The sequence below is a fragment of the Magnetofaba australis IT-1 genome (assembly GCF_002109495.1).
Classification (GTDB): domain Bacteria; phylum Pseudomonadota; class Magnetococcia; order Magnetococcales; family Magnetococcaceae; genus Magnetofaba; species Magnetofaba australis.
Window position 1 is genome coordinate 20,512 of the sequence record NZ_LVJN01000021.1, and the last position, 13,769, is coordinate 34,280.

A 13,769-nucleotide genomic window follows, 5' to 3' on the forward strand; every position below is an offset into this window, starting at 1 on the left:
CGCTCCCACCGGCCTGGAAATCCCTCATGCCCAGCATGTCCAACTATCTGACCCGCCAATGGACGCGCCTGCACAATCCCGACGTCATCGCCATGTTGGCGACGCTGGCGGTGATCGCGCTGGGCATCTGGCTGCTGGGCGCGGCGCTGGGACCGGTGCTGGTGGCGCTGTTCGTGGCCTACCTGCTCGAAGGGCTGGTGCGGCCCCTCACGCGGATTAAAATTCCCCGCAAAGTGGCGGCCTCCCTGGTGTTCCTGCTGTTTGTGCTGGGCATGCTGGCGCTGATCTTCGGTCTGGCGCCCATTTTGGTGCAGCAGGTCACGGATCTGCTGCAGCAGACCCCCCGCATCACCGCCAAAATGCGTGAACTGGCCTATCAGGGCGTGGCCATGGCCGAAGGCGTGGTCAATCCGCGTCTGGTGGAGGATCTGCTGGTGGCGGTCTCCGAACGCCTGCAGGAGCTGGCCACCGAGTCGCTGGGCTTTCTGCTCACCGGCATCCCCGGTTTGATCTCCATTGTCATCTATCTGTTCCTGGTCCCCTTCATGGCCTTCTTCTTCCTCATGGACAAGAGCAAGCTCAAGGAGACCTACATGCAGTATCTGCCCGGCGAACGGGCGCTGTTGTTCCGCGTGCTGGCCGACGCCGATGCGGGCATGGGCGGCTATCTGCGCGGCAAGTTCTGGGAGATGATGCTGCTGGGGGCGATGACCTTCTTCACCTTTGCGGTGATGTCGTTCCCCTACGCCCTGCTGCTGGCCATTCTCACCGGCGTTTCGGTATTGATTCCGTTCCTGGGCGTAATCGCGGTGACGGTGCCGGTGGTGGTGCTGGCGGTGGTGGAGCTGGGCCTCACCTGGGACGCCGGGCAGGTGATTCTGGCCTATGCGGTGCTGCAGATCATCGACGCCAACATCCTGATTCCGCTGGTGCTGGGCGAATCGGTCAAGGTGCACCCCACCACCATCATCATCGCCGTGCTGGTGTTTGGTTCGCTATGGGGCATCATCGGCGTGTTCTTCGCGGTGCCGCTGGCGGTGCTGGTGAAGAGCGTGCACGCGGGCATTGCGGCGGTGGATGGCACGGACAACGCGCCCGCCGCGCCAGACGCCCCCGCCGCCTCCTGATCCATGCGCTCCGACCCGCCGCTGGCCGCTGAACTGGCCGCGCACCTGTTGCGCCAACGCGACCAGGGCGCCGAGGGGCTGCTGCGGCGCTTCTTTCGCCAATACCCCAAGCTGGGCAAGCGCGACCGCGCCCGCATTGGCGATCTGAGCTACTTTGTGCTGCGTCATTTGCGTCTGCTTGGGTGGGCGGAAGATCCCGCCACGCCGCTGGAAAATTGGATTGAACAGGCCGATCTGACCCCGCTGGCGCAGCGTGCGCAGACATGGCTGGCCGAAGGCGCGCCGCCGCCTGACCCCGCGCTGACCACCGCCCAACGCTTGAGTCTGCCCGACTGGCTGTGTGACGCGCTGCTGGCGGAGCGTGACGAAGCCGAACTCACCGCGCTGATGGCGGCGCTGCAGCAGCCCGCGCCGGTGGACTTGCGGGTCAATCGGCTGCGCACCAGCCCGACCAAGCTGCAGGCGCGGTTGGCGCGCGACGGCGTGGAGACCACGCCCCTGCCGGGCATCGCCGACGGATTGCGGTTGACGGCGCGACGGAATCTGCGAAATGATAGCGCCTTCGCCGATGGGCTGTATGAGATTCAGGACGCGGGCAGTCAGTTGATAGCGCCCCTGTGCGGCGCCCAGGCGGGACAAACAATCATCGATCTGTGCGCGGGCGGCGGCGGCAAGGCGCTGCATCTGGCCGCGCTGATGGGGGACCAAGGCAAGATCATCGCCTGTGACGTTCACGCCCACCGTTTGGATAGGATGCGCCCCCGGCTCAAGCGCGCGGGCGCGCGCAGCGTAGAGATTCAACCGCTCACTGGCGGCGATGACGACCCGGCCCTGACGCCCTGGCGCCAGCAGGCCGATGCGGTGCTGGTCGACGCCCCCTGTAGCGGACTGGGCACACTACGGCGACAACCGCATCTGACGTGGCGCTTGCGCGCCGAAGAGATTACCCGCTTGGCGGCGCTGCAGACGCAACTGCTGGCGCGCGCCGCGCAACTGGTCAAACCCGGCGGACGGCTGGTCTACGCCACCTGCTCGCTGCTGGCGGCGGAGAATCAAGCGCAAGCGCGCGCCTTCGACGCCGCGCACCCCGACTGGACGCCGCTGCCGACGCAGGATCTCTTGCGCCATGCGGGCATGACGCCGCCGGGATTGTGGCGCGAGGAGAGCGTCGATCCCTGGTTGCGCGCCGCGCCGCAGGATCAATCCAGCGATGGCTTCTTCGCCGCTGTGTGGCAAAGGTCTGAATAATATAGCGCTACTGATAGAAAGCGTGAAGAGACTGGGGCTTCGCCCCAGACCCCGACCAGGGCGCCGCCCTGGACCCGCCAGGGAAATGATTTCCCTGGACCCTCGTAAATGTCTAGATCGGCGCACGCCTTGCGCTGCGGACTTTTTGGGTCGTTCCGAGAAACAATGACCCAAAAACACATACACTTCGGCGGCCTTTTGGCCGCGCTTTTGTTTGGAGAGTCGCCAATGGCTGCTGTTAAACGCGCCCTGATCAGCGTTTCGGATAAATCGGGTCTGGTCCCCTTCTGTGAGGGTCTGGCCAAACTGGGAGTCAGCTTCCTCTCCACCGGCGGCACCGCCAAAATGCTGCGCGACGCCGGGCTCGACGTGATGGACGTCTCCGACTTCACCGGCTTCCCGGAGATGCTCGACGGTCGCGTCAAAACCCTGCACCCCAAAGTCCACGGCGCCCTGCTGGGCCTGCGCGACAACGCCGACCATCAAAAGCAGATGGCCGACCACGGCATCGACACCATCGATATGGTGGTGGTGAACCTCTACCCCTTCGAAGCCACCGTGGCCAACCCCGACTGCACCCTGGAAGAGGCCATCGAGAACATCGATATCGGCGGCCCCTCCATGCTGCGTTCGGCGGCCAAAAACCACCGCTCGGTCACCGTCATCACCGACCCGGCGGACTATGAGCGCGTACTCACCGCCCTGACTGAGAACGGCGGCGAAGCTCCCTACGAACTCAACGCCGAGTTGGCGAAAAAGGTCTACGCCCGCACCGCCGCCTACGACGCCGCCATCTCCAACTGGCTCTCCAGCCTCGACGGCCAGGGCCGCCCCGGCGGCTTCCCCGACACCTACACGGTGCAGTTCAAAAAATCCCAGGCCATGCGCTATGGGGAGAACCCGCACCAAAACGCCGCCTTCTACGTGGAGCAGCCGGAAAGCGACGAGCCCTCCCTGGCCAACGCCGAGCAGCTGCAGGGCAAAGAGCTGTCGTTCAACAACATCCACGACGCCAACGGCGCCCTGGAGCTGGTCAAGGAGTTCGACAGCTCGCCAGCGGCGGTGGTGGTGAAACACGCCAACCCCTGCGGCGCGGCGCAGAGTTCCGAGCTGCTGACCGCCTACCGCATGGCCCGCGACACCGATCCGATCTCCGCCTTCGGCGGCATCCTGGCCTTCAACGCCACCGTGGACGAGGTCCTGGCCAAAGAGATCACCGCCATGTTCGCCGAGGTGATCATCGCCCCGGAGTACACCGGCGGGGCCTTGGAGGCGTTCGCCGCCAAGAAGAACCTGCGCATTCTGCGCCTGCCCACTCTGGGCGGCGCGCAAAAGCGCAACCCGTGGGATATGAAGCGCGTCACCGGCGGCCTGCTGCTGCAGGATCGCGACCTCAAGATGCTCAACGACGGCGACCTGAAAGTGGTCACCGAACGCGCCCCCACCGAGCAGGAGATGAAGGATCTGCTGTTTGGCTGGAAGATCGTCAAACACGTCAAATCCAACGCCATCGTCTACTGCAAAGGCGACCGCACCATCGGCGTCGGCGCCGGGCAGATGAGCCGCGTGGACAGCTCCCGCATCGCCGTGTGGAAGGCGCAGGAGGCGGCTCGCAACGCCGGACAAAAAGAGAATCCCATCGCCGGCAGCGTGCTGGCCTCGGACGCCTTCTTCCCGTTCCGCGACGGCGTTGACGCCGCCGCCAAAGCGGGCGCCACGGCGGTGATTCAGCCCGGCGGCTCCATGCGCGATGAAGAGGTGATCGCCGCCGCCAACGAACATCGCATGGCCATGCTGTTCACCGGCATGCGCCACTTCCGCCACTAAAGCCCGCCTTCCAGCCATCTTGACAGCGCCAGCCGGGCGCCCCTATTCTGGCCCGGCTGGCGCGTTCGTCGCTGCATGAAGCTCTGTTTTATCCTTTTTTCCCAAGCCTCTGAAAATACTTTGGCCAACTGGGTGATTGATTATGACTAAGCGTTGGATTGCCCTGTGCTCCGCCGTGTTGCTGAGCCTCCTGACCACCCAGGCTCGAGCCGATGCGCACAGCGTGATGGAGTGGGCCAAAGAGCAAGCCAACTGGGACGCCATCGTCTCCCAGGCGGTGGGCGGCAACGCCATGGCGCAAGCCGCTGTCGGCCACTGCTACCTCACCGGCAAACTGGGCGACAAGAGCTGTGATATCGCCTACAACAACGGCGTGGCCTACTATGAAAAAGCCTACCACGGCGGTCAGAACTGGGTGCTCAACCCCCTGGTGACCGCCTTGGTGCAAGGACCGGCGGGCAGCAGCTTCGTCGGCCTGCGCTCGGCGCCCATGAAGCAGATCTGCGCCCTGGCCGCGCCAGTGCAACAACGCAATATCCCGCAGCTGCTTGAAGGCGCCAACCGCGGCCTGATGGGGCTCTGCTTCCTCAAGGGCATCGGCGTTGAAACCGACAAGAACTATGGCGTCAACCTGCTCGATAGCGCCGCCAAAGAGGGCTCCATCGTCTCGGCGCACATTCTTGACGACATCTTCCGTCGCAGCCGCTATGGCGTGGCCATCAATGTGGAGCGCGCCGACTTTTACCAAGAGCTGGCCAAAAAGAACGCTCTGGCGATGCAATCGACTGCAACCAATTGATCCGCTCACTGTCTGTTAGAGCGTGAGCGCGTATTGGCGCGTCTCCTCCCTATTCCCTGCAGACTGAACTGGAGATTGGCGATGAATTGCAACGTTGGCGGTATCGACCGGATTTTGCGGATTGTGGCGGGCGCGGCGCTGATCGCGCTGGCGGTGATGGGCATTGTCGGCCCCTGGGGCTACATCGGCGTTGTGCCGCTGCTCACCGGCCTGATCAAATTCTGCCCCGCTTACACCCTGCTGGGGATTAAAACCTGTGACGCAGGGGACGCCAAAGCGTCATAATGGCCCCTGGCGACCGCATGAAAACGGCCCCGCTCACTGCGGGGCTTTTCATTTGCGGCGGGCCGTGACAACACCCGGCCCCTCCCTTTTACTCTCACCCGCCGCTCACCCGGCGAGACATGGCGCGAGGATACGACTGCATGAACATTCTGGTGGTTGGCGGCGGCGGGCGCGAACACGCCCTGGTGTGGAAAATCGCCCAATCCGAGCTGGTGGAGAAGATCTACTGCGCCCCGGGCAACCCGGGCATCGCGCAACATGCCGAGTGCGTCAACATCTCCGTGGACGACGTGCATGCGCTCACCGAATTCGCCGTGCAGAAGGATATCGACCTGACCGTCATCGGCCCCGAATTGCCGCTGGTGCTGGGCCTGGCCGACGCCCTGCGCGCCCGTGGTCTGCTGGTGTTTGGCCCCTCCAAGGCCGCCGCCGAGATCGAAGGCTCCAAAGCCTTCATGAAGTCCCTGTTCGCCAAATACAACATCCCCACCGCCGAACATCGCACCTTCTCCGACGCCGAGGCCGCCAAAGCCTACGTCGGCATTCAGGGCGCCCCCATCGTCATCAAGGCCTCCGGGCTGGCCGCGGGCAAAGGCGCGGTGGTGTGTCAAACCATCTCCCAAGCCATGGACGCCCTCGATCGCATCATGGTCAAGCGCGAGTTTGGCGATGCTGGCGATGAGGTGGTGGTGGAGGAGTTTCTCGCAGGCGAAGAGGCCTCCTTCCTGGCCATTGTCGATGGCGAAACCGTGGTCCCTCTGGCCGGATCGCAGGATCATAAAGCCGTGGGCGAAGGCGATACCGGCCCCAACACCGGCGGCATGGGCGCCTACTCGCCCGCGCCGGTGCTGGACGCCGAGATGGTGCGTCGCGCCATGGATCAGGTGATGCTGCCCACCGCCCGCGCCATGGTGGCGGAAGGACGCCCCTTCCAGGGCATCCTCTACGCCGGTCTGATGATCGACGATGGCCGCATCAAGACCCTGGAGTTCAACGCCCGCTTTGGCGATCCCGAGTGCCAACCGCTGCTCATGCGCATGAAGTCGGATCTGGTCCCGGTGCTGCTGGCCGCCGCCCGCGGCGAGCTGGAGGGGCAGGAGATCGAGTGGGACGAGCGCGCCGCCGTATGTGTGGTGATGGCCTCCAACGGCTACCCCAACGCCTATGAGAAAGGCCAGACCATCGACGGCCTGGACGCGGTGGCGGAGATGGAAGACTGCGTGGTGTTCCATGCGGGCACCAAGCGCCAGAACGGACGCATCATCAACGATGGCGGCCGCGTGCTGGGCGTCACCGCATTGGGCAAAGGCGTCACCGGCGCCCGCGAAGCGGCCTATGCCGCCGTGCGCCGCATCGAATGGAAAGAGGCGTACTACCGTCGCGACATCGGCCACCGCGCCGTGGCCCGCGAAGAGGAGGAAGCCGCCGAACTGGAAGAGGCCGGTTTGGAGTAACGCGCCTTTGCGCGGCTGCTCCCACCACAATTCAACCCTGTAACGATTACCCAAATTCTCGAGGAACCGAACCCATGTCCGACTCCCCGAAAGTGGCCATTATGATGGGCTCCGACTCCGACTTCGACGTCATGAAAGAGGCCGGACGCAGCCTAAAGAGCTTCGACATCCCGTTTGAGATGATCGTCACCTCCGCTCACCGCACCCCCGAGCGCACCCACGAGTACGTCAAGAACGCCCCTGCGCGCGGCGTCAAGCTGTTCATCGTCGGCGCGGGCGCCGCAGCGCACCTGGCGGGGGTCACCGCGTCTGAGACCACCCTGCCGGTGATTGGCGTGCCGCTCTCGGCCACCGATCTCAAAGGCATGGACGCGCTGCTCTCCACCGTGCAGATGCCCGGCGGCATCCCGGTGGCCTCCATGGCCATCGGCAAGGCTGGAGCCAAGAATGCGGGCATCTTCGCCGCGCAGATTCTGGCGCTGGCCGATGAGGATCTGGCCGCCCGCATGGTGGAGTCCCGTCGTGAGATGGTCGCCGCCGTGGAGGCCAAGGATCGCGCTTTGCAAAAGAAGATGGACGAGCTGTAAGGGGCGATCAATACGGATAAATGACGGAAAAATCTGGGGGAATATAAGAGACTGGGGCTTCGCCCCAGACCCCACGAGGGCGCCGCCCTCGACCCGCCAGGGAAATGATTTCCCTGGACCCTCGTTAGTTTGTCTTTCGCGCACCTCTGCAAGCTCTGCGCACTGCAACGGAATTGGCAGCCGGTTTGGAAAAAGGATCTTCCACCTATGGCGATGTCTGACGAGATCTCCCTTGCCGTCTCAGCCCTGCAGACAGGCGGCGTCATCGCCTACCCCACTGAAACCGTCCATGGTCTGGGCGTCGATCCGTTCAATCCCGTCGCGCTCAAGCGCCTGCTTGCCCTCAAAGGGCGCAACGCAGGCAAAGGGTTGATTCTTCTGCTGCCCGACACCGCCGCCCTGGCGCGGGTGGCGGCGCGCATCAACGCGCCGTCGCGCCGCCTGATGCAACGCTTCTGGCCTGGTCCATTGACTCTGCTCCTCCCCGCCGCGCCGCACCTATCCGACCGCATCACCGGCGATCTGCGCGGCCCCGAGGGCGCGCGCGAAGTCGCGGTGCGCATCTCGCCGCACCCAATTGTGACGCAGTTGATGGCGCAGTGGCGCAGACCGCTGGTCTCCACCAGCGCCAACCCCAGCGGCGCGGATCTGCTCACTCCGGCGCAGATGCAGGCGCAGTGGGGCGCTGCGCTGGCGGCCCTGATTCCCGGCGCGGACCACCCCCAAGCGCCCCCCTCCACCATCGCCCGCGCCGACGCCCAGGGCGTGACCATCCTGCGCCAAGGCGCCCTGACCCACGCGGAACTTCACCAAGCCATTCAGGGCTAGAGTGCGGACGCGGAGTCTCGCGGGCGCACCAACGCTAACCAGGCGCAACCAAAACTGTACAAAACGGCCAATGTTTGCGTAATGCTGGTCGAGCTAGCGCTGACTATTGGCCTCCGGCTGGCCGGAGGCGGGGTCTGGGGGCCGCGCCCCCAGCGGGTATGGGCGGAGCCCATGGGGTGGCAGTTGGGAGCTCGAGGGCAGAGCCCTCGATATCTTTCATTTTCAAAATCGCCAATGCCAAAGTTTACATTCAACCGCATAGAGAACTGATCAAGAATCCTCACCCGGCCCGCGCCGCGGCTCCTCGCTCCCATGGGGCAGTCGCCGCACATCAGAGCCCGCCGCCTGTTCGTCAGAGCGCAGCACCTCGCCATCCACCACCGTCTCCGAGGCCGGGCGACTGACCGTACGGCTGGCGTGGAACGATCCGCGTACACTGCCAGAAGCCAATCCGGCGCGGAACTGCTTCATCAACCAGATACGAATGGGCGCGCGGGTGAACGGAAACACCATCAAGAAGCCCAATGTATCGGTGAAGAAGCCGGGCAGAATCAGAAACACCCCCGCCAACAGCAGCATTACGCCGTCGACCATCTCCTTGCCCGGCGTCTCCTGCCGCGCCAGACGCTCCTGCATGGTCACCAGCGTCTTCATCCCCTCGCGCTGGGCCAACGCCACGCCGATGATGGCGGTGCCAAACATCGCCAGAATCGTATTGCCCGCGCCGATCTCTCCGCCCACCTGGATCATCAGCCAGATCTCGAATATGATCAGCCCTGTAAACAACCAAACCAGGATTTTTCCCACGCTCATCTCCCATCAGAACCCACGTGCATAAGCCATTTGCATGACGCCATTGGACACATCCCAACGCGACGCTGACAAGGGCCTGCAAAGCAGTATATTATAAACTTCTTATATATCATTGCTTTGCCCGATAAAGAACACCATCAGTGATTGCGGACATTTTTTCAAATCGGCAAAAACTCGCGCAAAAATCGGCTCAAACATTGATCTTACAGGCCAGGAATGGTAAACAGTTCGGGTTTTGGTTTCGCCCCTTTCCGGCGAAGCCGCCGCTTCACTTTGTCGCGTAAGGACCATCGCCGTGCACGATAGCACCATCGCCAAACGCTATGCGTCGGCCCTGGCGGAGCTGGCCGCAGAACAGAACGCGCTGGAAGTCGTGGGACAGGATCTGGCTCAGTTCAATGAGTTGATCGCTGAGACCCCCGCCTTCGCGCAGCTGCTGACCAACCCCACAGCCGCCAAGAGCGAACAACACGCCGCGCTGACCACCTACATCGACAAAGCCGAGCCGCAACCGGTGAGCGCGAACTTCCTGCGCCTGCTGCTCGATAAGCGTCGCATGAACATCTTCTCGGATATCGTCGCCGCTTACCAGCGCGATCTGGACGCCCGCGCTGGCAAAATCGCCGTGCGCGTGCAAACGCCCAAAGCCCTGCTCAAGCGTCAAAGCGACGCCCTCGGCGCCTCCCTCTCGGCAGCCACCGGCAAGCAAGTCGAGCTGGAGCTGGAAGAGAAGCCCGAGTTGCTGGGCGGCCTGGTGGTTCAGGTGGGCAGCGTAATGATGGACTACTCCGTGCGCAATCAGTTGCACCGACTCAAAGAGATCATGAAAGGATAAGGGCCGATGACCATCAGCGTCGCGGAAATCAGCGGAATCCTCAAGCAACAGATCGCAGACTACGGCAAAGAGCCGGAAGTCTCCGAGGTCGGCCACGTCATCGCCGTTGGCGACGGCATCGTGCGCGCCTACGGTCTGGACAACGTCATGGCCGGCGAATTGGTCGCCTTTGAGAACGGCGCCGAAGGCATGGCCCTGAACCTCGAAGAGGACAATGTCGGCATCGTGGTGTTCGGCGACGTCATCGGCATCGCCGAAGGCGACGTCATCAAGCGCACCGGCCGCATCGTCGACGTCGGCGTGGGCAAGCCCCTGCTGGGTCGCGTGGTCGACGCCCTGGGCAACGCCGTGGACGGCAAAGGCGAGATCGAAACCAGCGAGCGTCGTCTGGCCGAAGTCAAAGCCCCCGGCATCATCCCCCGCAAATCGGTGCATGAGCCTCTGGCCACCGGCATCAAGGCCCTGGACTGCCTGGTGCCCATCGGCCGCGGCCAGCGCGAGTTGATCATCGGCGACCGCCAGACCGGCAAAACCGCCGTGGCCATCGACGCCATCATCAACCAGAAGCGCACCCACGACACCGATAAGCCGGTCTACTGCATCTATGTGGCCATCGGTCAGAAGCGCTCCACCGTGGCCCAGGTGGTGAAGACCCTGGAAGAGCACGGCGCCATGGAGTACACCACCGTGGTGGCCGCCACCGCGTCGGATCCCGCCCCCATGCAGTTCCTGGCCGCTTACACTGGCTGCGCCATGGGCGAGTACTTCCGCGACAACGGCATGCACGCCTTGATCGTGTATGATGACCTCTCCAAGCAGGCCGTGGCCTATCGTCAGATGTCCCTGATCCTGCGTCGTCCTCCGGGCCGCGAAGCGTACCCCGGCGACGTCTTCTACATCCACTCGCGCCTGCTGGAGCGCGCGTGTAAACTCAACGACGAGCAAGGCGCCGGTTCGCTCACCGCCCTGCCCATCATCGAGACCCAGGATGGCGACGTCTCCGCCTACATCCCGACCAACGTGATCTCCATCACCGACGGTCAGATCTTCCTGGAGTCCGACCTGTTCTACTCCGGTCTGCGTCCCGCCATCTCGGTGGGTCTGTCGGTCTCCCGCGTGGGCGGCGCCGCGCAGCTCAAAGCCACCAAACAGGTGGCCGGCACCCTGCGTCTGGACCTGGCCCAATATCGCGAAATGGCCGCCTTCGCCCAGTTCGGCTCCGACCTGGATCCGGCCACCCAGAAGCTGCTGCACCGCGGCAAGCGTCTGATGGAGCTGCTCAAGCAGCCCCAGTATGCGCCCCAGTCCATGCCCGAGCAGGTGATCGTGCTCTACGCCGGCACCAAAGGCTTCCTCGACGACTGCCCGGTGGATCGCATCCCCGCCGCCGAAGCCGAGATCTTGAAGCAGATGCACGCCAAGCACGCGGCTGTGGTGAGCAAGATCGATAGCGAAGGCAAGCTGACCGACGAGATCGAAAAGTCGTTGGCCGACGCCCTGAAGTCCATCATCGCCGACTTCCTGGCCTAAGCGAAACGGCAACCTCGACCATAGGAGCTCAGGCCAATGGCCAATATGAAAGCCCTGCGCGGTCGGATCAAGTCGGTTACCAATACCCGGCAGATCACCAAGGCCATGAAAATGGTCTCCGCCGCTAAACTTCGCCGCGCAACGGATCGCGCGGTGCAATCGCGCGCCTACAGCAGCCGCATGAACCGCATGGTCAGCTCGCTGGCGCCGTCGATGCTCGACAATCCCGGCGCGCCGACCCTGCTCATCGGTCGCCCCGGCGAGCATAAGCGCATCGAGTTGGTGGTGTTCACCGCCGATCGCGGTCTGTGCGGCAGCTTCAACAGCGGCATCATCCGCTCGACGCGCGAGCGCATCGCCCGTCTGCAAGCTGAGGGTCTGCAAGTCTCCCTCACCTGCGTGGGCCGTAAAGGCCATGACGTGCTCAAGCGTCAATATGGCAAGCTGATTCGCAAAGTGCACACCGACGTCTCCCGGCACATGACCTTCGAATACCTGGAGAAGGAAGTGGGTCGCGAGCTGGTCAAAGCCTTCAATGAAGATAAGTTTGACGCCTGCTACATCGTGTTCAACACCTTCAAGTCGGCCATGAGCCAGGAGTTGACTTGGCGTCAGCTCATCCCGGCGCCGGTGGATCAGCCGGAAGAGGGCGCGGAGACCGAAGCGGCGGCCAGCTACATGTATGAGCCCGAGGAGGAAGAGATCCTCGAGGCCATTCTGCCGCGCAACTTGTCCATGCAGATCTATCAGGCGCAAGCGGAGTCGGAAGCCTCCGAGCACGGCGCCCGCATGACCGCCATGGACAGCGCCTCGCGCAACGCCAACGAGATGATTCGCAAACTGCGCATCAAATTCAACCGGACGCGCCAAGCGGCGATCACCACCGAGCTGATGGAGATCATCGGCGGCGCCGAGTCCCTGAAAAACTAATCCGCATCGCGGTCGATACGTAACGCAACGGAGTTCTATCCCATGAGTGAAACCAGCACTGGACAGGTTATTTCGGTCGTCGGCCCGGTCATCGACGTGCGCTTCGACGGCGATCTGCCCGCCATCATGAACGCCCTGCACCTGACCAACGGCGACAATCGCCTGGTTCTGGAAGTGGCGCAGCATCTGGGTGAGAACACCGTGCGCGCCATCGCCATGGACAGCACCGACGGCGTGGTCCGCGGTCAGACGGTGTCCGACACCGGCGCCCCCATCAAAGTGCCGGTGGGCAACAAAGCCCTGGGCCGCATCCTCAACGTGGTGGGCGACCCCATCGACGAAAAGGGTCCGGTGGGCGCCGAAGACTCCTGGGCCATCCACCGCGAAGCCCCCGAGTTCTCCCGTCAATCCACCGAGACCGAGATCCTCGAGACAGGCATTAAGGTGATTGACCTGCTCGCCCCCTACGCCAAAGGCGGTAAAGTCGGCCTGTTCGGCGGCGCGGGCGTGGGTAAGACCGTGCTCATCATGGAGCTGATCAACAACGTGGCCCTGGGTCACGGCGGCTTCTCGGTGTTCGCCGGCGTGGGTGAGCGCACCCGTGAGGGCAACGACCTCTACCACGAGATGATCGAGTCCAACGTGATCGATCCCGACAAACCGGAGAACTCCAAAGTGGCTCTGGTTTACGGTCAGATGAACGAGCCCCCCGGGGCCCGCGCCCGCGTGGCGTTGACCGGTCTGACCATCGCCGAGTACTTCCGTGACCATGGCGGTCAGGACGTGCTGATGTTCATCGACAACATCTTCCGCTTCACCCAGGCGGGCTCCGAGGTGTCGGCGCTGTTGGGCCGCATCCCCTCGGCGGTGGGTTATCAGCCCACCCTGGCCACCGACATGGGTGAGCTGCAAGAGCGCATCACCTCCACCAAGGACGGCTCCATCACCTCGGTGCAGGCCATCTACGTGCCCGCCGACGACTTGACCGACCCGGCCCCGGCCACCGCCTTCTCGCACTTGGACGCCACCACCGTGTTGTCGCGCTCCATCGCCGAGATGGGCATCTACCCGGCGGTGGACCCCTTGGACTCCACCTCGCGCATCCTCGACCCGCAGATCGTGGGCCAGGAGCACTACGATGTGGCGCGTGAAGTTCAGCGTATTCTGCAGACCTACAAGTCGCTGCAGGACATCATCGCCATTCTGGGTATGGACGAGCTCTCCGAAGAGGACAAACTGGTGGTGGCCCGCGCGCGTAAGATCCAGCGCTTCCTCTCCCAGCCCTTCCACGTCGCCGAGGCCTTCACCGGTCAAAAAGGCGTGCTGGTGTCCCTCAAAGACACCATCAAGGGCTTTAAGGATCTCATCGCCGGTAAGTACGACCACCTGCCCGAAGGCGCCTTCTACATGGTCAGTAACATGGCCGAAGTGCAAGAGAAGGCTGAGAAGATGGCGGCTGACGCCTAATCGGCGCTTCCGTCCCGGCGTTACATGCCCTTGATCGCG

Annotated in this window: 13 protein-coding genes; 12 read left to right on the plus strand and 1 reads right to left on the minus strand. The window is 63.6% G+C overall.

All coding sequences use genetic code 11. The features are described 5' to 3' along the window. Positions 1-26: 26 nt before the first annotated feature. The 8 genes from MAIT1_RS18935 to MAIT1_RS18970 all read left to right on the plus strand — a co-directional run bounded on the left by MAIT1_RS18935 (position 27) and on the right by MAIT1_RS18970 (position 8,155). Entirely contained in the window at positions 27-1,127 is a 1,101-nt protein-coding gene (locus MAIT1_RS18935; protein WP_085446226.1) for an AI-2E family transporter, read from the plus strand. 3 nt (positions 1,128-1,130) lie between these two features. Next, positions 1,131-2,375, plus strand: coding sequence for an RsmB/NOP family class I SAM-dependent RNA methyltransferase (locus tag MAIT1_RS18940; protein ID WP_085446227.1), 1,245 nt, complete (start codon positions 1,131-1,133; stop codon positions 2,373-2,375). 228 nt (positions 2,376-2,603) lie between these two features. Further along, positions 2,604-4,202: a bifunctional phosphoribosylaminoimidazolecarboxamide formyltransferase/IMP cyclohydrolase gene (gene purH / locus MAIT1_RS18945; RefSeq protein WP_085446228.1), complete on the plus strand. Its 1,599-nt coding sequence runs from the start codon at positions 2,604-2,606 to the stop codon at positions 4,200-4,202. A gap of 142 nt (positions 4,203-4,344) precedes the next feature. Further along, positions 4,345-5,001, plus strand: a complete 657-nt coding sequence (locus MAIT1_RS21930) for a hypothetical protein (protein ID WP_085446229.1) — start codon at positions 4,345-4,347, stop codon at positions 4,999-5,001. A gap of 81 nt (positions 5,002-5,082) precedes the next feature. Further along, on the plus strand, positions 5,083-5,286 hold the full coding sequence (locus MAIT1_RS18955) for a YgaP family membrane protein (RefSeq protein ID WP_085446230.1): 204 nt from the start codon (positions 5,083-5,085) through the stop codon (positions 5,284-5,286). 140 nt (positions 5,287-5,426) lie between these two features. Beyond that, a complete protein-coding gene (gene purD / locus MAIT1_RS18960) occupies positions 5,427-6,740 on the plus strand; it encodes a phosphoribosylamine--glycine ligase (protein WP_085446231.1) in 1,314 nt (437 codons plus the stop codon). A 74-nt stretch (positions 6,741-6,814) separates the two neighbouring features. Continuing rightward, entirely contained in the window at positions 6,815-7,327 is a 513-nt protein-coding gene (gene purE / locus MAIT1_RS18965; RefSeq protein WP_085446232.1) for a 5-(carboxyamino)imidazole ribonucleotide mutase, read from the plus strand. 207 nt (positions 7,328-7,534) lie between these two features. Continuing rightward, positions 7,535-8,155, plus strand: coding sequence for an L-threonylcarbamoyladenylate synthase (locus tag MAIT1_RS18970; protein ID WP_085446233.1), 621 nt, complete (start codon positions 7,535-7,537; stop codon positions 8,153-8,155). A 270-nt stretch (positions 8,156-8,425) separates the two neighbouring features. On the opposite strand, the gene MAIT1_RS18975 is transcribed toward MAIT1_RS18970, so the two are convergent. Next, positions 8,426-8,962, minus strand: coding sequence for an FxsA family protein (locus MAIT1_RS18975; RefSeq protein ID WP_158089622.1), 537 nt, complete (start codon positions 8,960-8,962; stop codon positions 8,426-8,428). Between the two features lie 301 nt (positions 8,963-9,263). Between MAIT1_RS18975 and atpH the strand changes: the two genes are divergently transcribed. From atpH to atpD, 4 genes are read left to right on the plus strand one after another with little or no spacing between them, the layout of a single operon-like run. Next, positions 9,264-9,803: an ATP synthase F1 subunit delta gene (gene atpH / locus MAIT1_RS18980; protein WP_158089623.1), complete on the plus strand. Its 540-nt coding sequence runs from the start codon at positions 9,264-9,266 to the stop codon at positions 9,801-9,803. Between the two features lie 6 nt (positions 9,804-9,809). Then, complete coding sequence (gene atpA, locus MAIT1_RS18985) at positions 9,810-11,333, plus strand: F0F1 ATP synthase subunit alpha (RefSeq protein WP_085446236.1); 1,524 nt, start codon at positions 9,810-9,812, stop codon at positions 11,331-11,333. A gap of 36 nt (positions 11,334-11,369) precedes the next feature. Further along, positions 11,370-12,263 (plus strand): F0F1 ATP synthase subunit gamma, encoded by an 894-nt coding sequence (locus MAIT1_RS18990; protein ID WP_085446237.1) that lies wholly within the window; start codon positions 11,370-11,372, stop codon positions 12,261-12,263. 42 nt (positions 12,264-12,305) lie between these two features. Then, the gene (atpD, locus tag MAIT1_RS18995; protein WP_085446238.1) at positions 12,306-13,730 is read left to right on the plus strand and encodes a F0F1 ATP synthase subunit beta; all 1,425 of its coding nucleotides are present in this window, start codon (positions 12,306-12,308) and stop codon (positions 13,728-13,730) included. Positions 13,731-13,769: the final 39 nt, after the last annotated feature.